General features: G+C 66.2%; 19 protein-coding genes and 1 pseudogene. 9 read left to right on the forward strand and 11 right to left on the reverse strand.

All coding sequences use genetic code 11. The features are described 5' to 3' along the window. Window positions 1–54: 54 nt before the first annotated feature. Entirely contained in the window at window positions 55–1,401 is a 1,347-nt protein-coding gene (locus C0R07_RS14280) for a diguanylate cyclase (RefSeq protein WP_070471792.1), read from the reverse strand. Window positions 1,402–1,664: 263 nt separating this feature from the next. On the opposite strand from C0R07_RS14280, the gene C0R07_RS14285 reads away from it, so the two are divergent. Beyond that, a complete protein-coding gene (locus C0R07_RS14285; protein ID WP_254427856.1) occupies window positions 1,665–2,075 on the forward strand; it encodes a hypothetical protein in 411 nt (136 codons plus the stop codon). Between the two features lie 141 nt (window positions 2,076–2,216). Here C0R07_RS14285 and C0R07_RS14290 read toward each other — a convergent pair whose 3' ends face one another. Both C0R07_RS14290 and C0R07_RS14295 read right to left on the reverse strand, forming a co-directional pair. Then, window positions 2,217–3,821: an MASE1 domain-containing protein gene (locus C0R07_RS14290; RefSeq protein WP_070471790.1), complete on the reverse strand. Its 1,605-nt coding sequence runs from the start codon at window positions 3,819–3,821 to the stop codon at window positions 2,217–2,219. Window positions 3,822–4,451: 630 nt separating this feature from the next. Then, window positions 4,452–5,738: an NAD(P)/FAD-dependent oxidoreductase gene (locus tag C0R07_RS14295; protein WP_102789218.1), complete on the reverse strand. Its 1,287-nt coding sequence runs from the start codon at window positions 5,736–5,738 to the stop codon at window positions 4,452–4,454. Window positions 5,739–5,935: 197 nt separating this feature from the next. Between C0R07_RS14295 and C0R07_RS14300 the strand changes: the two genes are divergently transcribed. The 7 genes from C0R07_RS14300 to C0R07_RS14330 all read left to right on the forward strand — a co-directional run bounded on the left by C0R07_RS14300 (window position 5,936) and on the right by C0R07_RS14330 (window position 13,853). Beyond that, entirely contained in the window at window positions 5,936–6,694 is a 759-nt protein-coding gene (locus C0R07_RS14300; RefSeq protein ID WP_102789219.1) for a gamma-glutamyl-gamma-aminobutyrate hydrolase family protein, read from the forward strand. Then, entirely contained in the window at window positions 6,691–8,085 is a 1,395-nt protein-coding gene (locus C0R07_RS14305) for a glutamine synthetase family protein (protein WP_019185860.1), read from the forward strand. The genes C0R07_RS14300 and C0R07_RS14305 overlap by 4 nt, the downstream gene beginning before the upstream one ends. A 132-nt stretch (window positions 8,086–8,217) precedes the next feature. Then, window positions 8,218–9,324 (forward strand): polyamine ABC transporter substrate-binding protein, encoded by a 1,107-nt coding sequence (locus tag C0R07_RS14310; RefSeq protein ID WP_102789220.1) that lies wholly within the window; start codon window positions 8,218–8,220, stop codon window positions 9,322–9,324. A 164-nt stretch (window positions 9,325–9,488) separates the two neighbouring features. Continuing rightward, on the forward strand, window positions 9,489–10,622 hold the full coding sequence (locus C0R07_RS14315) for an ABC transporter ATP-binding protein (protein WP_019185858.1): 1,134 nt from the start codon (window positions 9,489–9,491) through the stop codon (window positions 10,620–10,622). Continuing rightward, a complete protein-coding gene (locus C0R07_RS14320) occupies window positions 10,619–11,530 on the forward strand; it encodes an ABC transporter permease subunit (protein ID WP_070471786.1) in 912 nt (303 codons plus the stop codon). The genes C0R07_RS14315 and C0R07_RS14320 overlap by 4 nt, the downstream gene beginning before the upstream one ends. Next, window positions 11,527–12,372, forward strand: a complete 846-nt coding sequence (locus C0R07_RS14325) for an ABC transporter permease subunit (protein ID WP_019185856.1) — start codon at window positions 11,527–11,529, stop codon at window positions 12,370–12,372. Before C0R07_RS14320 ends, C0R07_RS14325 begins: the two co-directional genes overlap by 4 nt. Window positions 12,373–12,488: 116 nt before the next feature. Next, window positions 12,489–13,853, forward strand: a complete 1,365-nt coding sequence (locus C0R07_RS14330) for an NAD-dependent succinate-semialdehyde dehydrogenase (RefSeq protein ID WP_102789221.1) — start codon at window positions 12,489–12,491, stop codon at window positions 13,851–13,853. A 185-nt stretch (window positions 13,854–14,038) separates the two neighbouring features. Here the strand turns inward: C0R07_RS14330 and C0R07_RS14335 are convergent, their stop codons facing one another. The 8 genes from C0R07_RS14335 to miaB form a co-directional block, all read right to left on the reverse strand. Continuing rightward, window positions 14,039–15,037 carry a magnesium and cobalt transport protein CorA gene (locus C0R07_RS14335; protein ID WP_019185854.1) on the reverse strand — a complete coding sequence of 333 codons (999 nt, stop codon included), beginning with the start codon at window positions 15,035–15,037 and terminating at the stop codon, window positions 14,039–14,041. A 15-nt stretch (window positions 15,038–15,052) separates the two neighbouring features. Further along, complete coding sequence (locus tag C0R07_RS14340) at window positions 15,053–16,309, reverse strand: DUF4105 domain-containing protein (protein ID WP_102789222.1); 1,257 nt, start codon at window positions 16,307–16,309, stop codon at window positions 15,053–15,055. A gap of 8 nt (window positions 16,310–16,317) precedes the next feature. Continuing rightward, entirely contained in the window at window positions 16,318–17,199 is an 882-nt protein-coding gene (locus tag C0R07_RS14345) for an HlyC/CorC family transporter (protein WP_046272009.1), read from the reverse strand. Between the two features lie 64 nt (window positions 17,200–17,263). Beyond that, entirely contained in the window at window positions 17,264–17,857 is a 594-nt protein-coding gene (locus tag C0R07_RS14350) for a hypothetical protein (protein ID WP_102789223.1), read from the reverse strand. Between the two features lie 82 nt (window positions 17,858–17,939). Then, complete coding sequence (locus C0R07_RS14355; protein ID WP_102789224.1) at window positions 17,940–18,626, reverse strand: hypothetical protein; 687 nt, start codon at window positions 18,624–18,626, stop codon at window positions 17,940–17,942. 55 nt (window positions 18,627–18,681) lie between these two features. Next, window positions 18,682–19,167, reverse strand: a complete 486-nt coding sequence (ybeY, locus tag C0R07_RS14360) for an rRNA maturation RNase YbeY (protein ID WP_019185849.1) — start codon at window positions 19,165–19,167, stop codon at window positions 18,682–18,684. Then, window positions 19,164–20,150: a PhoH family protein gene (locus C0R07_RS14365; RefSeq protein WP_070426995.1), complete on the reverse strand. Its 987-nt coding sequence runs from the start codon at window positions 20,148–20,150 to the stop codon at window positions 19,164–19,166. Before C0R07_RS14365 ends, ybeY begins: the two co-directional genes overlap by 4 nt. Before the next feature lie 228 nt (window positions 20,151–20,378). Continuing rightward, window positions 20,379–21,842: a tRNA (N6-isopentenyl adenosine(37)-C2)-methylthiotransferase MiaB gene (gene miaB / locus C0R07_RS14370; RefSeq protein WP_302476393.1), complete on the reverse strand. Its 1,464-nt coding sequence runs from the start codon at window positions 21,840–21,842 to the stop codon at window positions 20,379–20,381. Between the two features lie 119 nt (window positions 21,843–21,961). Between miaB and C0R07_RS14375 the strand changes: the two are divergent. Then, window positions 21,962–22,182: pseudogene (locus C0R07_RS14375) on the forward strand (lytic transglycosylase domain-containing protein); the annotation flags it as partial.

Below are 22,182 nucleotides of genomic sequence, written 5' to 3' on the forward strand. Positions count from 1 at the left end.
TGTTCAACTGGGGGCGACTCTAGGCAGTCGCGGCCGGGGCCGCGTTGATCTCGATCAAGGCACCAGGGCAGGCTCGCGCTGGCGTGGGCCGGTGGCCACGGTGGCGCAGTGGACGCGGTTGCGGCCGCCGGCCTTGGCCAGGTACAGCTGGCGGTCGGCCTCGGAAATCAGCCGGTGCAGCGAGTCGCGCTGCGGGCGCAGGCAGCACAGCCCGATGCTCACCGTCATGCGCAGCGTGGTGTGGCCCAGGTCGACCTCCAGCGCGGCGATGGCCTGGCGCAGTTCGTCGAAGTAATGCACGGCCTGCTCTTCATCCATGCCGGGCACCAGCAGGCAGAACTCCTCGCCACCGAAGCGCGCGATCAGGTCTTCCTGGCGCGCGTGCTGGGCGACCGCCGCGGCCACCGCGCGCAGCGCGTCATCGCCGGCCTCGTGGCCGTGGGTATCGTTGATGTGCTTGAAGTGGTCGATATCGATCATCGCCACCGCCACCTGCTCACCATCCAGGTGCAGCTGCGGCAGCTGGCGCTGGCTCTGTTCCAGGAAGCAGCGGCGATTGGGCAGGCCGGTCAGGAAATCGCGGGTGGCCAGGTCCTGCAGGGTGCCGATCAGCTCCAGCTGGTCCACGTTCTGCGAGACGCGGCAGAAGAACTCCTCGCGCGAGAAGGGCTTGCGCAGGAAATCGTTGGCGCCGTTCTTGAGGAAGCGCGGGATCAGCGACGGGTCGGTATTGCCGGAGATCCCGATCACCGCCAGCTTGTCGCGTGAGCGCATCGTGCGCAGGCGGCGGGTGAACTCCACCCCCTCCATGCCCGGCATCTCCTGGTCGACCACGGCCAGCCGGATCGCCGGGTGCGCTTCGATCGCCTTCAGCCCTTCGGCACCGTCGGCCGCCTCGTAGACATCATGCCCGTACATGCGCAGCAGCGAGGCGGCGTACATCCGTGCCGACATCGAATCATCCACCACCACCGCGGCGATCCGCCGGTTGCGCTCCAGCCGCTGTACCAGCCACACCAGGTAATCGATGCTGCCCGGCGTGTTCTTCAGCACGTAATCGATGATCTGCTGCTGCAGCACCCGTTTGCGCAGGTCCTCGTCGTAGACGCCACTGACCACCACCGTGGGCAACCCGCGTGAGAGGAAGTAGTCCACCACGGTATCGCGGTCACCATCGGCCAGCACCAGGCCGGTCAGGACCAGGAACCAGCCGTGTTCCTCATCCAGCAACCGCCCGGCCTCGGCCAGGCTGGTCGCGACCGACACCGGCAGCTCCAGCCGCTGCTCGATCGCCTCGCGCAGCATGCTGGTGAACGTGCGCGAGTTTTCCACCAGCAGGATCCGCTGGGGCAGGGCATCACCGGGGTCGCTGAGGACAGCGCCCTGCAACAGTGCCGGCATGAGGCGTACGCTCGGTTCCGAGTGGGTCGGGACTGGTAGCGGCGGTTTCACGCGTGACTTTAGGGGCTAGGGCGACGCGCAATGTCGCAGTCCCGGCCTGGTTGCCGGGTGGCCCGGTTGCCGATGGGCGCGTCGTACTGGTCTCGCCACTCAAGGTGGTCATTGTTCGGTGGACCGCCGGTTACAGTTACTATCGCCGAAGTTCCCCTCATCGGTTTTTAACTCAGGAGGTAAATGTGCGCATTCCAAGGATTGTTGGTGTGGTGGGTATCGTGATTCTCGCATCGGTTCCGATGGTCGGAATGGCCCAGTCCGATAGTCACGGAACTCCTCTGGCGAGAAGCGGGCTGGGCCAAGCGCAGCCGATGGCTGCCAACCTGAGTCAGGATCCGAACTGGCTCGTGTACGGATTCCAGCGGGACGGTATCTCGTATTTCCAGGTGAATGATCTTGCTGGCCGAGTGCAGGTGATTATCGGGAATACCGATGACGTCTTCTGGACGTTGCCTGCGGGCGACAGCTTGGCTCGGGTGTCGTTGCCAACGCAGCAAGTGCGGCACTCCCCGAACGCAGCGCGGGTCGAAGTGTACCGGGGGGCAAAATTCTCGTTAGTGCGCTATGGGCGGGGCGGCGACGCTGTGTGGGCTGTCGAAGTCGCGGATGAGCGACACTAGGAATGCTCTGATACGGCATCTACGACGTGCTGTCATCCCAAGGGTGACAGCACGTCGTTCGATAGAAAGTTGAAGTGGCGTGCCGTCTTGCTAATGACCGTAATCCTCGAAGGCAGCGAGGTAGGTTTGGTCAGGTTCCGATCAGGTCAACGCTTCGCTATTGTCCAGGTCAGCTGTTCCGCGCTTCACCGAATGGAAGCGGGCTACTCTGTTGGAAGAGCCGATTGCTGTTTCCGTCAGCAGCAACCTGATCCGGTTGCGACGGCACTGCACGACGCCGCCATATGCGAGGGACAGGCCGGCCAATTGCTCATCTGCCATAGTGATCGTTGTCTCGGACAATGCCTGTGCCGAATCAAGAAGAGCGACGACTACGAGAATTCCCCGCTGTGGCCCGAAACGTCCACAACGGGCACGAACCACTACCTGACCCGTCTCATGCTCTAACAGAAGGGATACGGCATCGCTCAGTGCGCGATAGGCAGCCAACTGCAAATCATTGCTCAGCAGGCAGGGATCACCCTCTAGGCGAGGCCGGGCAACCCGGGCGGTCTTCTCCCACGCTTCGCGCAGGCCACCCATTTGCAATGCCACATAAAGGCCGAGTTGATCCAATGTGGTGGGATAGACCATGCTTGCCTGTTCGCGGAACAAGCGCGAATGCACCGTCGCAGTGTGAAGCAAGCCGCTGGCGATCTCGTGGTGTCCCTGCAACTTCAGCCAGTTCACGACTTCATTGAGGGAGACGTCAATGCCATCTCCGAGCTTACGAAGGTTGAGCGCGCGCTCGCGCAGACCGTTCTCCCTGGCCATATGAGACTTTCTGGCCAGTTTGATCGCGTTCTTCTCACCATCGTCCCTGATTCGGTAGCGGTGATAGTAATGAGTGATCCTGGAGCCGAACATGAGTAGCGCGGCGCCTGCGATGGCCATGATCATTTGCGTGGTAAACGTGGACTGATCAAATGCAGACGGGAATGGCTTGGGCGTGGTAAGGCCGATGATCAGATTAAGTGTTGGCACCGCCACCGCTGCGCCACGCCAGCCGAGCAGGCATGTCAGTGCAATGGCTGGGAGCGCCATTAGCAGCTGCAGGCTGCTTTTGGCCGTAGATGATTCCGCAGGTATCAGCGTCGTGCATATGCCTAGCAGGATCATTAAGCCGAGCGCGCCAATGATTGGGGTGAGCAATCTACTTGTCCATGCCGGCTCGGTGTTCCTCCTTGCCCAAAGCAAGGCGAGCGGTGCCACGGTCAGAATCCCGATGAAGTCACCTACGATGTAGCGCGCTATGCCGGCCAGCAATGGCATATCTGGTGTTGTCCAAAGCAATTCCGCCAGAGCAAGATTGATTGACGTAACGGCTACGGCCGATGCCGCGCCAACTGAAAGCAACCAAGCCTGCGTCGTAGCGGCCATCATCCTGCGATGCAGTCGCACGATCATTGCTACCGTGGGCATCAGCGAGACGGAGGCGAGGATGACCCACGTCAACCCGTACTTGTCGATCATCGGGTAACGCATCTGAGCAAAGTAGGCGTATTCGCCAAGGAACAGGTAGGGCCACAGTCGGGGTGGGCAAAGCAGCAGGGCGGCCACTCGTATACCCGCAGGCAGGTAGAACTGGTCGAGGGATAGTTTGCGCGCCCCCCAGCATGCAAATGCGTAGAACACAGCGAGAACAAGCCCGATCGGCTCGATGCGCAGATTCAACTGAATTCCATTTTTCCACCACTCTCCGCGCACTGGCTTCCCCTGTTCGTGCCTTCAACATCCCTGTGTAGCAATGCCGCGATTAGATTGGACGGTATATATACACGTCCGATTATGCAATTGCGCAAGTGGTCCGGCGCGTTGGCGGCACAGGGTATGGATGGACGCACAGGCGTGTGTCACGTTCATGGGCGTGACACATATCTCATTTTGGGGTGATAAGCTTCATGCCGGCTCTGGCGCCGGCATTAGTGAGGCGCTGTAGCCGCGCGGATGAATCCACGAGCTCGAGAAACGCCTGTCTCAGTCACCGCAGGCGTTGATGTGACGCATTCTGCTCGTTTCGTTTTTATGTGATCCGACCCGTGGAGGGCGTGGTAAGCACTGCCATAACATCTGCTGCGCGTCCTGTTGTGGAACTGCCGGAAAGTGGAAAGCCTGATTTCAGATGCCGCGCCCCGTCTCACTTTTCCATCGCAGTGCGTAATTGCAGGGCGGGCAGCCTACGGCACGACGATCTTCACAATTCCGCGGCGGACGGCCGCGGAGGTCGTTGAGTGTCTGGAAGTGTCGAATCGGCACAAGGGCTCGAACCCGACGCCGCGCAGTACCCGGCCGGCACCGCCGCCGAGCCCGCCGCCCCGCCGAAAACCCCTTGAACCCTCACCACAACGCATCGCGCAGCTTGTACCAGGACATCGCCGCCACCAGCAGCGGCGTCCGCAGCAGGCGCCCGCCGGGGAAAGGGCGGTGCGGGATACGCTCGAACACGTCCAGCCGCTCCGCCTGCCCAGCAATCGCCTCGGCCAGCACCTGGCCTGCCAGGCCCGCAGCGGCAACACCGTGGCCGGAAAAGCCCTGCGCGAAATAGACATTCGGGGTCAGCCGGCCCCAGTGCGGGGCACGGTTGCGGGTGATGTCGACATAACCGCCCCACACGTACTCCAGCTCCACGTCGGCCAGCTGCGGGAACACCGCGCGCATGCGCCGGGTCATCACCCCGCGCAGGCCGGGCGGGGGCAGGGCGGAGTAGCTGGCCTGGCCGCCGAACAGCAGGCGGTGGTCGCGGCTCAGTCGGAAATAGTCCAGCGCCCAGCTGACATCGGCCACGGCCATGTCGTTGCGGATCAGTGATTGCGCCCGCGCCTGTCCGAGGACCGCGCTGGCGCCGATGTAGGTGCCGACCGGCATGATCCGCGATTCCAGCTCGGGCGCGATGCCCTCCAGCCAGGCGTTGCCGGCGATCACCACGTGATCGGCGCTGACCGTGCCGTGCGCGGTACGCAGTTGCGGCCGGGCCCCCCGGATCAACTGCAGTACCGGCGACTGCTCGTGGATCACCGCCCCGGCTGCCTCGGCGGCACGGGCCAGGCCCTGTGCGTAGGCCAGCGGATGCAGGTGGCCGCTGTGAGGATCGAACATGGCCCCGCGATAGCGCGGACTGTCCAGTTGCCCGCGCAGCTGGGCGCGGTCCCACCACTCCAGGGGATAGTCGTAGCGCTGGGCCAGATCGATCAGCCCGGCGCGCAGCATGCGCTCCTGGCGGGGCTTGATCGGCACGCTGGCGTGGCCGTCGCGCCAGTCGCAGTCGATCTGGTGGCGGGCGATGCGGTCGCGCAGCAGGCGCATGCCGTCGCGCGAGAACTCGAACAGCGCCCGCGCATCTTCGGCGCCGACCAGATGCTCGAGCGTGTCCACCTCGCAGCCGTAGCCGACGATGGCCTGGCCGCCGTTGCGGCCGGACGCCCCCCAGCCCACGCGGTGCGCCTCCAGCAGCACGACGCGATAACCGCGCTCGGCCAGGGTCAGGGCGGCGGACAGGCCGGTGTAGCCGGCACCCAGCACGCACACGTCGGCGCTCAGATCCCCCGTCAGCGGTTCACGTAGCGGCGCGCCCGGCACGCTGTCGGCGTACCAGCTGGGTGCATGCGCCTCGCCGGCAGCCGTCATGCCGGGCACCGGCGGGGAGAGGACAGGACAACAATCATGGACAAAGGATGCCAGCAACCGGCGCGCGGGACAGGGGTCAGTCTGTCGCAGCTACTGCCGCAGGCGTGTGAGGGGGGCGCGCACCGCCGATGCGGCGCTGTGTTGCGCGAGGTCTGCGCACGGGGGTAACGTGGCTGCAGGTCATCCGAGCATGACGCATGGTCTCGCCCCCTTGGGTCGGACTGCCCACCGACAGCACGATGCTGGGCCATCATCCCTTCGCGGCGGCGGGTGAGAAGTACGTCCGCGCGCTGGCCGAGGCGGCCGGTGTCACCCCGGTGCTGCTGCCCAGCCTGCAACCGCCGCTGCCGGCCGCGCCGTGGCTGGACCGGCTGCAGGGCCTGCTGCTGACCGGCGCGGTAAGCAACATCGAGCCGCATCTGTATGCGGGGCCGCCGAGCTGGCCGGGCAATCGGCATGACCCGGCGCGCGATGCGAACGCGCTGTCCTTGTTGCATGAAGCGCTGGCCCGCGATCTGCCGGTGCTGGCGATCTGTCGCGGTTTCCAGGAATTGAACGTGGCGCTCGGCGGCAGCCTGCATCCGCGCGTGCACGAGGTGCCGGGGCTGGGCGATCATCGCGAAGACCCACAGGCGGCGGTCGAGGTGCAGTATGGTCCTGCACATGCGGTGCAGCTGTCCGAAGGCGGTTGGCTGGCCGGCTGGGCCGGGGCGCCCACGGCAACGGTCAATTCCGTGCACGGGCAGGGCATCGACCGGTTGGCCGACGGGCTGCGGGTCGAGGCCATCGCCGCGGATGGGCTGATCGAAGCGGCGCGCAGTACCTCGCACCGTTTCGTGCTCGGGGTGCAGTGGCATCCGGAGTGGCGGGTGGCTGACAATCGGTTCTATCACAGCATTTTTCACGCTTTCGGCGATGCTTGTCGCCGCAACTCTCTTACAGCAGACCGGTCATGACCACCCGAACGCGTTCGCGCAAAGCCGCCCCCAAGCCTGTTCCGCAGGAGAGCACGCTGCTGCGCTGGCTCAAGGACCGGCGCATCACGGAGGTGGAGTGTCTGGTGCCGGACATCACCGGCAACGCGCGCGGCAAGATCATTCCGGCCGACAAGTTCTCGCACGATTACGGCACGCGCCTGCCGGAGGGCATCTTCGCCACCACCGTCACTGGCGAATTCCCGGACGATTATTACGAGCTGACCTCGCCCTCGGACTCGGACATGATCCTGCGCCCGGATGCCGACACCGTCCGCATGGTGCCATGGGCGACCGATCCCACCGCGCAGGTCATCCACGACTGTTTCACCAAGACCGGCGAGCCGCATGAGCTGGCCCCACGCAACGTGCTGCGCCGGGTGCTCAACGCCTATGCCGAGCTCGGCCTGCGCCCGGTGGTGGCACCGGAGCTGGAGTTCTTCCTGGTCCAGAAGAACACCGACCCGGATTTCCCACTATTACCGCCGGCCGGCCGTTCCGGTCGCCCGGAGACGGCGCGCCAGTCGTACTCGATCGACGCGGTCAACGAGTTCGATCCGATCCTCGATCTGATGTATGACTACTGCGACGCGATGAAGCTGGACGTGGACACGCTCATCCACGAATCCGGCGCCGCGCAGCTGGAGGTCAACTTCACCCACGCCAATGCGATGGACCTGGCCGACCAGGTGTTCCTGTTCAAGCGCACCATGCGCGAGTCGGCGATGCGCCACGGCATCTATGCCACCTTCCTGGCCAAGCCGATGGAGAACGAGCCGGGCAGTGCGATGCACATCCACCAGAGCCTGCTGCGGATCAGCGATGGCAGCAATGTGTTCAGCGGTGAGCACGGTGGTGAGGATTTCAGTCCGCTGTTCGGCCATTACCTGGCCGGCCTGCAGAAGTACGTGCCGGCGGCGATGGCGTTCTTCGCTCCGAATGTGAACTCCTACCGCCGGCTGATGTTCGGCGAGGTCTCCCCGAGCAACGTGCACTGGGGCTTCGACAACCGCACCTGCGGGCTGCGGGTGCCGCTGGATACGCCGGAGAACATGCGGGTGGAAAGCCGGTTCGCCGGTTCGGACGCCAATCCTTACCTGGCCATCGCCGCGACCCTGGCCGCCGGGCTGCTGGGCATCCGCGAGCAGGGCTCGCCGACCGCCCCGATCAGCGGCAGCGCCAAGGAGCTGGGCTACGACCTGCCACGCTCGCTGGGCGAGGCGCTGGACGGGCTGGAAGGCTGCCCGGCGCTGCGCGAGATGCTCGGCGAGCGCTTCTGCCGTGCCTATGTGTCGGTCAAGCGCAAGGAATACGAGACCTTCTTCCGGGTCATCAGCTCCTGGGAGCGCGAGTTCCTGCTGCTCAACGTCTGACCCCACGCACCACTTCCGGCATGGCCGTGAGGGCCGTGTGCTGGGAAAATGGGGGCATGCCCGGTAGGCTGGCACCCGTTGCGCCGGTCCGGCCGGTTCCCCCCAACTCGCACCTGACCTGTGGAGAGTCCGATGAAGCTGCGAATCCTCACCCTCGGCATTGCCGTATCCGTGCTGACCGCCTGTGGCGGCGGTGACAAGCAGGACGACGCGAAGGTGCTGAACGTCTACAACTACAGCGACTACATCGCGGAAGACACCATCCCGAACTTCGAGAAGGCCACCGGCACCAAGGTGACCTATGACGTGTTCGACAGCGATGAGATGGTCGAAACCAAGCTGCTGGCCGGCAACAGCGGCTACGACGTGGTCGTGCCGACGCTGAATTTCTTCGGCCGCCAGATCAAGGCCGGCGTGTTCCTGCCGCTGGACAAGAGCAGGATCCCGAACCTGGCCAATCTCGACCCGAGTGTGATGAAGCGCATCGCGCAGCAGGACCCGGGCAACGAATACGGCGTGCCGTACATGATCGGCACCACCGGCATCGGCTACAACGTGGAACTGCTCAAGCAGCGCTTCGGCGGCAGCACCGAGATCGCCAACAGCTGGGACCTGATCTTCAAGCCCGAAAACATCGCCAAGATGAAGGACTGCGGGATCACGATCCTGGATACGCCGTCGGACATGATCCCCATCGCGCTGCATTACCTGGGCGAGGATCCGCACAGCCAGGACCCGGCCACGTTGGAGAAGGCCGCCGCGCTGCTCAAGACGATCCGCCCGTACGTGCAGAACTTCCACTCCTCGCAGTACGTGGGCTCGCTGGCCAACGGCGGTACCTGCCTGGTGGTGGGCTGGTCCGGTGACATCATCCAGGCCCGCGACCGCGCGGCCGAGGCCTCCAACGGCGTGACCGTGGCCTACTCGATCCCGCGCGAAGGCGCCCCGCAGTGGTTCGACATGCTGGCCATCCCCAAGGATGCCAAGCACCCGGAGGCGGCCTACGCCTTCATCAACTACCTGCTCGAGCCCAAGGTCGCCGCGGCCAACACCAACTTCATCCATTACGCCAACCCGGTGACCACGGCCACGCCGCTGGTGGACGAGGCGATCCGCACCGATCCGACCATCTACCCGCCGGCCGATGTGGCGGCCAAGATGTTCACCTACTCGATCAACACGCCGGAGGTGGACAAGCTCTACACCCGGCTGTGGACCGAGGTGAAAACCGGGCGCTGAGTGCCCCCTGCGACGCCGGCCCCGCGCCGGCGTCGTCGTTTCGGGGGCCGCGTGCACCCGGGGTCGGCAACGCGGGCCGCCCCGCCGGGTAGCACATGACGCGGCCACCACCGGTAAAATGGGATGCTCCCCCCGTCCTGCCGCCGCTCCTGGAGCCGCCCCCCATGCCATTTGAAGCCAAGCCGGAAGGCGCGGTCCTCCCGGTCCTGGAACCGGGTTACCTGTCCATCCGCGCGCTGCGCAAGGAGTTCGACGGCTTCGTCGCGCTCGACGACGTCACCCTGGACGTGCGCAAGGGCGAGATCTTCGCGCTGCTGGGAGGCTCGGGCAGCGGCAAATCGACGCTGCTGCGCTGTCTGGGCGGCTTCGAGACTCCCACCCAGGGCACCATCGACCTGGACGGCCAGCGCATCAACGCGCTGCCGCCGTACCAGCGCCCGATCAACATGATGTTCCAGTCCTATGCGCTGTTCCCGCACATGACGGTGGAGCAGAACATCGCCTTCGGCCTGAAGCAGGACGGCATGGCCCGCGATGCGATCAATCGCCGTGTCGGCGAGATGCTGGAGCTGGTGCAGTTGACCAAGCTGGCCAAGCGCAAACCGCACCAGCTCTCCGGTGGCCAGCAGCAGCGCGTGGCGCTGGCGCGGTCGCTGGCCAAGGGTCCGAAGCTGCTGTTGCTGGATGAGCCGATGGGCGCGCTGGACAAGAAGCTGCGCTCGCAGATGCAGCTGGAGCTGGTCAACATCATCGAGACCACCGGGGTGACCTGCGTGATGGTCACCCACGATCAGGAAGAAGCCATGACCATGGCCACCCGGATCGCGGTGATGGATGCCGGCTGGATCCAGCAGGTCGGCAAGCCGGATGAAATCTACGAACAGCCGGCCAACCGGTTCGTGGCCGAGTTCATCGGTTCGGTGAACCTGTTCGACGGGGTGCTCGATGAGGACCTGCCCGAATACGTCACCGTGCGCACGCCGCTGTTCCCTGCGCCGATCTACGTCGCCCACGGCATCACCGGCTACGAAGGCCAGCCGGTAGCCTTCGCGCTGCGCCCGGAGAAGGTGATGATCGGCAAGGACGAACCGGCCGGCGACACCAACAAGGCGCAGGGCGTGATCGAGGAGATCGCCTACTTCGGCAGCCACTCGGTGTTCCATGTGCGCCTGCCGAGCGGGGCCAAGGTGCTGTCCAACTTTGCCAACTCGCAGCGCTGGGCCAGCGATGGCCTGACCTGGGGCGACACCGTCTGGGTGCACTGGCGCGACAACGACGGCGTGGTGCTGACCTCATGAGCGCGACCGGCTGGAAGCGCTGGCTCCCGGGCACGCGCGCCGGCGTGATCGCCGCGCCGTACCTGTGGCTGCTGCTGTTCTTCGCGGTGCCGTTCGTGATCATCCTGATGATCTCCTTCGCGCGCACCCAGGTCGGCTCACCGCCGTACACCTGGCTGCTGGAGTACGTGGACGGCGCCTTCTCGCTCAAGCTCAACCTGGGCAGCTATGCGGCCCTGGTCAAGGACAACCAGTACCTGCTGGCCTACCTGAGCTCGATCAAGATCGCGGTCATCTCGACCCTGCTCACGCTGTTGATCGGCTACCCGATGGCGTATGTGATCTCGCGGATGAGCCCGGCCGCGCGCAACGTGGCGATGATGCTGGTGGTGCTGCCCTCGTGGACCTCGTTCCTGATCCGGGTGTATGCGTGGATCGGCATCCTGGACCGCAACGGCCTGCTCAACCAGCTGCTGCTCAAGCTCGGCCTGATCGATGCGCCGCTGCAGATCCTGTACACCCCGACCGCCGCCTACATCGGCATCGTTTACTGCTACCTGCCGTTCATGGTGCTGCCGCTGTACGCCAACCTGGTGAAGCTGGACAACCGCCTGCTGGAAGCGGCCTACGACCTCGGCGCCAAGCCGTGGCAGGCCTTCGTGCGGATCACATTGCCGCTCTCGCGCACCGGCATCATCGCCGGCTGCATGCTGGTGATGATCCCGGCGGTAGGGGAGTTCGTGATTCCGGAAATGCTCGGCGGGCCGGATACGCTGATGATCGGCCGCGTGCTGTGGGGCGAGTTCTTCAACAACCGCGACTGGCCGACGGCCTCGGCGGTGGCGATCGTGATGCTGGCCCTACTGCTGGTGCCGATCCTGCTGTTCAACCGCATGCAGCAGCGCGAGCTGGAAGGAAAGCTGGCATGAGCATGGTGCGCAGCAACCGCTGGCTGGGCTGGAGCCTGCTCGGGCTGGGCTTCGCCTTCCTGTACCTGCCTATCCTGTTGTTGATGGTGTATTCCTTCAACGCCTCCAAGCTGGCCACGGTGTGGTCGGGCTTCTCCACGCGCTGGTACGGTGAGCTGTTCAACAACCGCCAGATCCTGGACGCGCTGTGGATCAGCCTGAAGGTCGCATTCTGGACCGCCTGCGCGGCCACCGTGCTCGGCACGATGGCGGCGATGGTGATGACCCGCATGCGCCGCTTCCCCGGCAAGACCCTGTTCGGGGCGTTGATCACCGCACCGCTGGTGATGCCGGAAGTGATCCTGGGCTTCTCGCTGATGACCCTGCTGGTGGCGATGGGCGGCATCCCCGGCTTTCCCAGCCGCGGCGTGACCAGCATCTGGATCGCGCACGTCACCTTCACCCTGTCCTTCGTGACCGTGGTGGTGTCTTCGCGGCTGCAGGAGCTGGACCGCTCGCTGGAGGAGGCCGCCATGGATCTCGGCGCGAGCCGGCTCAAGGTGTTCTTCCAGATCACCCTGCCGATCATCGCCCCGGCGCTGGTGGCCGGCTGGCTGCTGGCGTTCACGCTCTCCCTTGATGACGTGGTGATCGCCAGCTTCGTGGCCGGGCCGAACTCCACGACCTTGCCGATGAAGGTGTTCTCCTCGGTGCGGATGGGCATCAAGCCGGAGATCAACGCGCTGGCCACCTTGATGGTGCTGGCGGTGTCGATCGCGGCGGTGGTCGGCTGGTACATCACTGCCCGGGCGGAAAAGCGCCGCCAGCGTGACATGCAGATGGCACTGCAGGACCCCAGCTGAACGGTGCCGGGGCAGGCCGCTGCTGCGACGCTGTGTCGCGGCGTTCACCCTGATCCGGCAACATCCGGCTCACGAGGGCGGGCGCACAATGCGGGTCTGACTTTCGGAGACCCGCGATGACCGCTGACATCATCAATCCCGCGACCGGCCAGGTCACCTACCGCCATGAACTGCTCACCGCCAAGGAGGTCGAGCAGCGCCTGGCCGCTGCCGCCGATGCCTTCCCGGCATGGGCGGCGCGTTCGCTGCAGGAGCGCGGGGCGATCCTGCGCGCGATTGCCGCCCAGCTGCGCCAACGCAAGGGCGACCTCCAGCACGCGATGACCACCGAGATGGGCAAGCTCAAGGTGGAGGCGCTGGGTGAGATCGAAAAATGTGCCGAGGCCTGCGAGTTCTACGCCGACCATGCCGCTGACTACCTCAAGCCGCAGCTGATCGATACCGAAGCCCAGCGCAGCTACGTGCGCTATGAGCCGATCGGCTGCGTGTTCTCGGTGATGCCCTGGAACTTCCCGATCTGGCAGGTGTTCCGCTTCCTCGCGCCGGCGTTCATGGCCGGCAACGTGGCCCTGCTCAAGCACGCCAGCAACGTGCCGCAGTGCGCCGACCTGATCCTGGCGGTGTGCCGCGACGGCGGCCTGCCCGAAGGCGTGTTCGATGTGCTGCACATCGACAACGACCAGGCCGCCGAAGTGCTGCGCGACAAGCGGGTCAAAGCGGTAACGCTGACCGGCAGCGAGCGCGCCGGGCGCTCCATCGCGGCCAACGCCGGCGACCAGCTCAAGAAGTGCGTGATGGAACTGGGCGGCAGCGATGCCTTCGTGGTGCTGGACGATGCCGATCTCGAAAAGACGGTGGCTGCAGCAGTGAAGTCACGCTTCGACAACAGCGGGCAGACCTGCATCGCGGCCAAGCGGTTCATCGTGGTCGATGCGATCGCCGATGCGTTCGTGGAGAAGTTCGTCGCCGCTGCAGGCAAGCGCGTCTACGGGGATCCGCAGGACGAGAACACCACGCTGGCCCCGATGGCGCGCGCGGACCTGCGCGACGAACTGCACAAGCAGGTGCAGGACAGCATCGCCAAGGGCGCCAAGCTGCTGCTGGGCGGCGAGCCGGTGGCCGGTTCGCATGCTGGCTATCCGGCAACGATCCTGGACAACGTCACCCCCGGCATGCCGGCCTACGACGAAGAACTGTTCGGCCCGGCCGCGGCGATCCTGCGGGTCAGCGATGACGCCGAAGCGCTGCGCGTGGCCAATGACACCACTTTCGGCCTGGGCGGCAGCGTGTGGACCACCGATGCGGCCCGTGGCGAAGCCATCGCCCAACAGCTGGAATGTGGTGCCGCCTTCGTCAACGCCATCGTCAAGAGCGACGTGCGCCTCCCCTTCGGCGGCAGCAAACGTTCCGGCTTCGGCCGCGAACTCGCCGAGCATGGCATCCATGAGTTCATGAACATCAAGACCGTTTACGTCGCCTGATGCCATGAACCGGGTAGTGCCGTCCGCTGGCCGGCTCACGCCCATGCCCCGGACGGCCGCGAACATCAGATAAGGGTCATGCCACCGGAGGAGCCGGCCAGCGGCCGGCACTACCCACCGTCGTGGCCAGCCGTCGCCCGCCGTAGCGAGCAACGGTCACCACCGTAGCGACCAACGGTCGCTGCCTAAAGCCAGCGCGCGCGCTTGAACAACCGGTACAGGCCCACGCACACCGCACCCACGCCGATGATCATCGCCGGGTACGCCCACGGCTTGTCGAGCTCGGGCATGTGCGTGAAGTTCATGCCGTACCAACTGGTGATCAGGGTCGGGGCGGCCAGCAGCGCCGCCCACGCACCCAGGCGCTTGACAGTCTCGCCCTGGGCCAGGGTGACCAGCGAGAGGTTCACGCTCAGCGCGGTGCCCAGCATTTCGCGCAGGGTGTCGATCACATCGCTGATCCGTACCGCGTGGTCGTGCACGTCGCGCAGGTACAGCTTCACTTCGTCCGGCACCAGGTCACCCTGGTAGCGCTTGATCTGCGAGAGCATGTCCTGCAGCGGCGCCACGGCCATGCGCATCTTGTTGAGCTCGCGCTTGAGCTCGTACAGGCGCACCACGGTGTGGCGTTTGTAGTTGTCGGAGAAGATGTCCTTCTCCAGCAGTTCCAGCGTGTCGCGGTAGCGCTGGGTGATCGGCAGGTAGTTGTCGACCACGAAATCCAGCACCGCGTACAGGCAGTACGAGGGCCCCATGGTGCGCAGCAGCTCCGGCTCGCGCTCCACGCGGGCGCGCGGGGCGGCATAGGAGAGCGACGCGCCGTGCCGCACCGTGACCAGGAAGCGCGGGCCGAGGAAGGCGTGCGTTTCGCCGTAACGGATCCGCTCGTCCACCATCTGCGCGGTGGTCACCACCACGAACAGCGAATTGCCGTAGGCCTCGACCTTGGGCCGCTGGTGCGCGTTGCGGGCGTCCTCGATGGCCAGCGAATGCAGGCCGAATTCTTCCTGCAGTTTCAGCAGCACGCTGTCATCGGGCTCGTACAGGCCGACCCAGACGAAGCCGTTGTCGCTGGCGATCACATCGCTGATCGCATCCAGGCTGATGTCGTGGCGTTTGCCCTGGTCATCGTAGTGAACGCAGTTGATGACGCAGGCGGGGTTATCGGGTGTGACGGTATCCATGGCGGGCATCGTGCGTCAGCGGCCCGTGACGGGCAGGTCACGGCGGCCCAGCGTCCACGCCAGCGCCACGTGGATCGGCAGCAGCAACACGATCCACTGCAGGTTGTACTGCGCCTGCAGGGTCAGCCAGTGCAGCACCAGCCCCAGCAGGGACAGCCCGGCCACCGCCCACAGCACGATCCGGAACCACGCGCGCGGCACGCGGCCGCGCAGCAGGGTGACCGCGGCGGGGACAAGCAGCAGGCACAGCGGCGAGAGCTGCAGCAGGTTGCGGTTGGCCCAGGCGGCCTGGTGCGCGCTGAAGCCCCACAGGTAGGTCAGCAGAGCGCCGCCAATACCGCAGAACAGCCAGAACGGCAGCGCGAGGCCACCAAGCAGACGACGCCGGCGCCGCAGGGCGACCACGCCTGCGGCAGCGATCAGGCCGCACAGCAGCCACGGCCACCAGCGGCGGGGAGACTCGCTCGGTTCCGGCGCGATCCGGTGCGGCAGCAGTTCCTGCTCGGCCTGCACCAGCGGGCGCCCTTCGCTGTTGCGGACCTGGCGCAGCGCATCGGCCAGCCGCATCGGGACGAACGCTTCCTGCCAGCGCGACAGCGGCTGGTCGGCAAACGGGCCCAGGCCGATATCGAAGCCCAGCCACATCCACGGCGAGGGCGAGGCCAGGCGTACCGATTCACTGCGGTAGGTGTTGCCGCGCGAGCGCCCTGACAGCTGCGAATGCAGGCCGCCACCGAGGGCACCATCGATCGCATCGCGGACCATGGTGGCGCAGTTGGCGGTGTAGTAATCGTAGTGGTAACGCGCGTTTTCCGGCTTGGCGCGCTCGGCCAGCGATTCGGCCAGGGTGCGCGACTGCGCGGGCGTCAGATCCAGCCACTGCACGCTCGCACCGCGGCCGCTCTCCTGGTAGTACGACAGGTCCTGCCCGAGCGGCAGCGCGACCAGGTAATACATCATGTCGCCGCGCACGAAGTTGCCGATGAAATCGGACTCGCTCGGGTCGAAGTAACCGAAGTTGTAGGAGGTCGCTTCGCCAGTGACCGGATCGACCACCACCAGCGCGTCATGCCCGAAGCGTTCGAAGAAGATCTCGCCCGGCTGCATGGTGACCACGCCGATGCGCGGCGCCTCGCCGGCAGGTGCCGCGGTGGCGGGCGCGGGCGCGGCATCCTGCGCGGCCAGCGCCCCGAAGGGCAGGCTGGCCATCGCAAGCAGCGACAACACGAACAACAGGCGGCACAGCGACCACCGATTCAAAGGGGGCCGCATGGCGTGGGTCAATCCTCGTTGTGGGTGTCGGGCGGCAGCACGGTCACGTGGAACGCCTGCACGCGGCGGGCATCGGCACGCGCCACCCGGAACACGAAGCGGTCCAGGGTGAGCTCATCGCCGGTTTCGGGCAGGTGCCCGATCGCCTCGGTGACCAGGCCACCGATGGTGTCGTAGTCATCGTCGGGGAAGGTGGCGCCGAAGCGCTCGTTGAAATCCTCGATCGCGGTCAACGCGTCGACCACGTACTGGCCATCGGCCTGGATCGCGATCTGCGAGGTGTGGTCCTCGGCCTCGTCATGCTCGTCGTCGATCTCGCCGACGATCTGCTCCAGCACGTCCTCGATGGTGACCAGCCCGGCGACACCGCCGTACTCGTCCACCACGATGGCCATGTGGTTGCGCGAGAGCCGGAACTCCTTCAGCAGCACGTTGAGCTTCTTGGCCTCGGGGATCAGTACCGCCGGGCGCAGCAGCTCACGGATGTTGGCCGGCCCGTTGTCGGCGACCACGCCGCGCAGCAGGTCCTTGGCCAGCAGGATGCCGAGGATGTCGTCCTTGTTGTCGCCGTGCACCGGGAAGCGCGAATGGCCGGATTCGACCACCTGCTTCATCAGTTCAAGGAAGGGGGCTTCGACCGGCAGGGAGACCATCTGCGAGCGCGAGATCATCACGTCGCCGACGGTGAGCTCGGCCACCGAAATGGCGCCCTCCATCATCCGCAGCGTGTCCGCGGCGATCAGGCCGTCTTCGTGCGCGGTGTGCAGTACCGCCACCAGCTCGTCGCGGGTGTGGGGTTCGCCGGAGAAGGCAGAGGTCAGGCGTTCGAGCCAGCTGCGCTTCTTTTCATTGTGCTCCTGCGCGGAGCTACTACTGTCGTCTTCAGACATCTCTGGAAAAAAGGCACCCGGCAGGCCGGGCGTTGGATTTAGTCTATCAGGATGCGAGGGCCTGTCAGCGCCTCGCCGCCGCCGGGTTCACGCCCGGCGAGGGGGCCGCGGTGGGGCTGGCCGGCGGTGTTTCCTCCTCCGGCGGCAGGTCCAGGCTGTAGGTGCAGCCGGCCAGGGTCTTGCCCGGGTGGGAGTTGACCGTGGACAGGCTCAGGATCACCGATTCGATCAGGGCCTCGCCGGTCCGCGGGTCGGTCACGTCGCGGCTGACCAGCTCGCGCCCGGCCATGAATTTCCGGGGGGTGTCCACGCCGTCTTCCAGGGCCAGGCGCTTGGCCAGCGGGCGCGGGTCGGCCAGGTCCAGGATGGCCATGATGCTGGCCCCGGCGACGGCGATGTACTCGGCGCGCTCGCCGAACACCGTGATCGGCGCGGCCAGGCGGAATTCGGTCATGAACTGGTTGGTCTGCGGCAGCGGCTGCAGGCCGTTGGCGACTGCCTTGAGCGGGTCGGCCACGACCGGGGCCACCGCCTCGTAGTCGCTCACGCGCTGGCGGCATTCGATCAGGGCGGGCAGGTCCAGCGGTGGCGCTTCGGCGAAGGCCGGGGCGGAAAGCACGGCCAGCAGGGCCAGGCAGGCAGGTCGCAACGAGGTCATCGGAACAGGTCCATCAACAAAGGCGTGCAGCGCACGGACGCGGCGTCGATCATAGCGGGGGGCGGCCCGCCATGGCAGGCCGTCAGCGACGGCGCAGCAGCCAGCGCACGGTGGCGGTGAAGGTGACCACCGCGATCCCCGCCGCACACAGCAGCAGCACCACCGCACCCAGGTGGATCAGCGCGGGGGCGCCGGCGGTGGAGGCGACCAGCCCGCGCCCGAATACCAGTGCGAAGGCGGCGGCCAGCACGAACAGCAGGGCGACCTGCACCGGCCGGGCACGGAAGGTCGACGATTGGGCCGGTCGGGCACCATCGCGCCGCGAACAGGCATACAGCGTCCGCCACCCCAGGGGAGCGGCCAGCGCGGCCGCCAGGCCTGACCAGGCCACCACGCTGAAGCCGCTGGCGGTGAGCGTTGCCCCGCCCGGGTCGGCCAGCAGATGGGGCAGGATCAGGCCCGCGAACAGGCACGTGAGGGTGCCACCGATGAACACGGCCACTGACAGCGTCGCCAGCCGGCGGGTCCAGCTCGCGGACAACGGCGCGCGCCGTTGCCGGGCCGCCCACCAGCTGCGTGACGGCGCCAATGACAGCAAGGCGATCACCGCCGACAGCGCCAGCATGCCCATCCGGATGGCGCCGGGATCACGCCCCGCCGGGGCCAGTGCGGTCAGGCCTGGCGCGCCCAGGGCGGAATACACCCCCGCCAGCAGGGACAAGGCGAGCAGTGCAGGGCCCAGGGCGGAGCGTCGATCAGGCATCGGCATGGCGGCATACATCCTTGTATGGCGAAGACATCAGCAAGCGCAGCGCAGGGGGGACTCAGCGCTCGCCGGCATACGGATCGGCGATGCCGAGTTCGGCCAGGATGTCGCGCTCGAGCTGTTCCATGGCATCGGCTTCCTTCTCGTCCTCATGGTCCCAGCCGAGCAGGTGCAGCACGCCGTGCACGGTCAGGTGCGCGTAATGGGCGTTGAGCGCCTTGCCCTGTTCGTCGGCCTCGCGGGCAACCACCGGGGCGCAGATCACCAGGTCGCCCAGCAGCGGGAACTTCACGCCCTTGGGCAGGCCCTCCGGCAACTCAGCGGGGAAGCTGAGCACGTTGGTCGCGTAATCCTTGCCGCGGTAATGCCGGTTCAAGGACTGGCCTTCCTTGGCATCGACCAGGCGGATGGCCAGGTCGGCCTCGCGGATGCGGCCTTTCAGGGCCGCGGCCACCCATTTGCGGAAGCTCACCGCCGAGGGCAGACCCGCGCGGGGCAGGGCGTAGTTGATGGCGACGTCCAGGCGTACGGGACCACGGGTCATGGGTTCGCTCCGGGTTGGACCTGTTGCAGATCGCGGCGATCGTAAGCGCTGACGATGCGCGCCACCAGCGGATGACGGACCACGTCGCGCGCTTCGAAGAAGGTGAAGCTCACGCCCTCGACATCGCGCAGGACCTCGATGGCATCGCGCAGGCCGGATTTCACGTGCTTGGGCAGATCGGTCTGGGTGAGATCGCCGGTGACCACCGCAGTGGAGCCGAAGCCCAGGCGGGTCAGGAACATCTTCATCTGTTCAACCGTGGTGTTCTGCGCTTCATCCAGGATCACGTACGCATCGTTGAGGGTGCGCCCGCGCATGTAGGCCAGCGGCGCGATCTCGATGACGTTCTTCTCCAGCAGCTTGATCACTTTTTCCACGCCGAGCATTTCATACAGCGCGTCGTACAGCGGGCGCAGGTACGGGTCCACCTTCTGGCTCAGGTCGCCGGGCAGGAAGCCGAGCTTTTCGCCGGCCTCCACCGCCGGGCGGACCAGGATCAGGCGCTGCACGCGCGCTTCGTTGAGCGCTTCCACCGCACTGGCCACGGCCAGGAAGGTCTTGCCGGTACCGGCCGGGCCGATGCCGAAGTTGATGTCATGGGTGGTGATCTGGTGCAGGTAACGGGCCTGGTTGGCGCCCCGGCCGCGCACGGTGCCGCGCTTGACCTTGATCGCCACCTCCTGGGCCTCGTAGGCGCGTTCTGCCACCTGCTCCACGTTGGCCTGGTTCAGGCGCAGGTGGATGGCGTGGCTGTCGAACACCACGTCGCCGGCTTCGGCGTACAGCGCTTCGATCAGGGCCTGAGCATCGGCGACCACGGCTTTGGGGCCGGTCACGCGGAACACGTGCCCACGGTTGGCGATTTCCACGCCGAGTTTGAGTTCCACCTGGCGGAGATGTTCGTCGAATGGGCCGGCCATGTTGGCCAGGCGCTCGTTGTCTTCCGGGGTGAGGGTGAAGTCGCGTTGTGCGAGTGCGGTCATTGCGTCCGGCGGCCGCCGGTCCAGCCGACCGGGCCGCAAGCTGGGAAAGGGAGAACAGGGTAGCGCGGGTGTCGGGCCGCCGCTACTTTTCCACATCGCCTGTGCAGTGCCGGTGCAGCAAGCTGTGGATAGCTGCGCGCAGCCCTAGTGCGACAACGGGTCTGATGGCGTGATCAAAAAAGCGTCACGCCGGGGGCGCGCCGTGGTCCGGCGCGCGCGATGCCTTGCTCAGTCCGCCGTCACCATCCGCGCGCGCAGCGAATTGCTGTACGCCTCGGTGATCACCACATCGACGAACTGGCCGACCAGGCGCGGGTGCCCCGGGAAATTCACCGAGCGCATGTTCTCGCTCTTGCCGGTCAGCTCGTTCGGGTTGCGCTTGGAGGGGCCTTCCACCAGCACGGTCTGCACGGTGCCGACCATCTTTTCGGAGATGGCCGCCGCCTGCTCGTTGATCCGGGCCTGCAGGCGCGACAGGCGCGCGTGCTTTTCCGCATCCGTGGTGGTGTCTTCCAGATCGGCAGCCGGCGTGCCCGGGCGGCGCGAATAGATGAATGAGAAACTCTGGTCGAAGCCCACGTCCTCGATGAGCTTCATGGTCTTTTCGAACTCGGCATCGGTCTCGCCGGGGAAGCCGACGATGAAGTCCGAGCTGATCGAGATGTCCGGGCGCACCGCGCGCAGCTTGCGGATCTTGGATTTGAATTCCAGCGCGGTATAGCCACGCTTCATCGCCGAGAGTACGCGGTCGCTGCCGGCCTGCACCGGCAGGTGCAGGAAGTTGGCCAGCTGCGGCACATCGCGGTAGGCATCGATCAGCGAGTCGCTGAACTCCAGCGGGTGCGAGGTGGTGAAGCGGATCCGGCCGACCCCGTCGATCTCGGCGATGGTGCGGATCAGCAGCCCGAGGTCGGCGAACTCGCCGTCGCCATACGGGCCACGGTAGGCGTTGACGTTCTGGCCGAGCAGGTTGATTTCCAGCACGCCCTGCGCGGCCAGCTGCGCCACTTCCACCACTACGTCCTCGAACGGGCGGCTGACCTCGGTGCCGCGGGTGTAGGGCACCACGCAGAACGAGCAGTACTTCGAGCAGCCTTCCATGATCGACACGAATGCGGAGGCCCCCTCGGCACGCGGCTCGGGCAGGGCGTCGAACTTCTCGATCTCCGGGAAGCTGATGTCCACCTGCGACCGGCCCGATTCCCGGCGCTGGCGGATCAGCTCCGGCAGGCGGTGCAGGGTCTGCGGGCCGAACACCAGGTCAACGTGCGGGGCACGCTTGATGATCGCTTCGCCTTCCTGCGAGGCCACGCAGCCGCCGACGCCGATGATCACGCCACGGCCGTTGTTCTTCAGCGCCTTCCAGTAACCGAGCTGGCTGAACACCTTCTCCTGGGCCTTCTCGCGGATGGAGCAGGTGTTCATCAACAACACGTCGGCCTCGGCCGGGTCGTCGGTGAGTTCCAGCCCTTCGGCGGCGGCGAGCACGTCGGCCATCTTGGTCGAGTCGTACTCGTTCATCTGGCAACCGTGGGTCTTGATGTACAGCTTGCCGCGCACCGGACCGTTCACCTGCGGCTTGGCGCCGGGCAGGGGGAGCAGGTCGGGGCGGGGGGCGGAGCTGGGCGGAGCGGAGGCAGGCAAGGCAGAACCGGCCGAAGTCGGCGCGGTCGAAGCTGGCGTCCCGGTCATGGCGCTTATTCCAGTCGGGTGGGCGGGCAGGCAGCCGGTTGGCTGCGGTGAGCAGGCCATTGTAGCCGGGTCGGGCGCCCCCCTTGGCAATCCCCGGGGAATTGGGGACACTCCCGCTCATGAAGGGGATGTTGGGGATCGCTGCGCTGGCCTTGGCTGCGCTGACCGCTATGCCGGCCAGTGCGGGCACCCTGTACAAGTGTGTTGGCAGCGACGGCATTCCCAGCTATGTGAGCAAGCGCGTGGCCGGGGCCAGCTGCAGTGTGATCAGCAGCTACCGGCCCGACCGCGGCGCGGCGCCTCGCCGGGCCGTGGCAGCGCCGCCCGCGCCGGCCCCGGC

Origin of the sequence: Stenotrophomonas bentonitica (assembly GCF_002887735.1) — a bacterium.
Lineage (GTDB): Bacteria > Pseudomonadota > Gammaproteobacteria > Xanthomonadales > Xanthomonadaceae > Stenotrophomonas > Stenotrophomonas bentonitica_A.

Coding starts and splice junctions, on each gene's coding strand:
- C0R07_RS14280 (WP_070471792.1), bottom strand. CDS start 1,401: ATGCCGGCACTGTTGCAGGGCGCTGTCCTCAGCGACCCCGGTGATGCC.
- C0R07_RS14295 (WP_102789218.1), bottom strand. CDS start 5,738: ATGACGGCTGCCGGCGAGGCGCATGCACCCAGCTGGTACGCCGACAGC.
- C0R07_RS14300 (WP_102789219.1), top strand. CDS start 5,936: ATGGTCTCGCCCCCTTGGGTCGGACTGCCCACCGACAGCACGATGCTG.
- C0R07_RS14305 (WP_019185860.1), top strand. CDS start 6,691: ATGACCACCCGAACGCGTTCGCGCAAAGCCGCCCCCAAGCCTGTTCCG.
- C0R07_RS14310 (WP_102789220.1), top strand. CDS start 8,218: ATGAAGCTGCGAATCCTCACCCTCGGCATTGCCGTATCCGTGCTGACC.
- C0R07_RS14315 (WP_019185858.1), top strand. CDS start 9,489: ATGCCATTTGAAGCCAAGCCGGAAGGCGCGGTCCTCCCGGTCCTGGAA.
- C0R07_RS14320 (WP_070471786.1), top strand. CDS start 10,619: ATGAGCGCGACCGGCTGGAAGCGCTGGCTCCCGGGCACGCGCGCCGGC.
- C0R07_RS14325 (WP_019185856.1), top strand. CDS start 11,527: ATGAGCATGGTGCGCAGCAACCGCTGGCTGGGCTGGAGCCTGCTCGGG.
- C0R07_RS14330 (WP_102789221.1), top strand. CDS start 12,489: ATGACCGCTGACATCATCAATCCCGCGACCGGCCAGGTCACCTACCGC.
- C0R07_RS14335 (WP_019185854.1), bottom strand. CDS start 15,037: ATGGATACCGTCACACCCGATAACCCCGCCTGCGTCATCAACTGCGTT.
- C0R07_RS14340 (WP_102789222.1), bottom strand. CDS start 16,309: ATGCGGCCCCCTTTGAATCGGTGGTCGCTGTGCCGCCTGTTGTTCGTG.
- C0R07_RS14345 (WP_046272009.1), bottom strand. CDS start 17,199: ATGTCTGAAGACGACAGTAGTAGCTCCGCGCAGGAGCACAATGAAAAG.
- C0R07_RS14350 (WP_102789223.1), bottom strand. CDS start 17,857: ATGACCTCGTTGCGACCTGCCTGCCTGGCCCTGCTGGCCGTGCTTTCC.
- C0R07_RS14355 (WP_102789224.1), bottom strand. CDS start 18,626: ATGCCGATGCCTGATCGACGCTCCGCCCTGGGCCCTGCACTGCTCGCC.
- ybeY (WP_019185849.1), bottom strand. CDS start 19,167: ATGACCCGTGGTCCCGTACGCCTGGACGTCGCCATCAACTACGCCCTG.
- C0R07_RS14365 (WP_070426995.1), bottom strand. CDS start 20,150: ATGACCGCACTCGCACAACGCGACTTCACCCTCACCCCGGAAGACAAC.
- miaB (WP_302476393.1), bottom strand. CDS start 21,842: ATGACCGGGACGCCAGCTTCGACCGCGCCGACTTCGGCCGGTTCTGCC.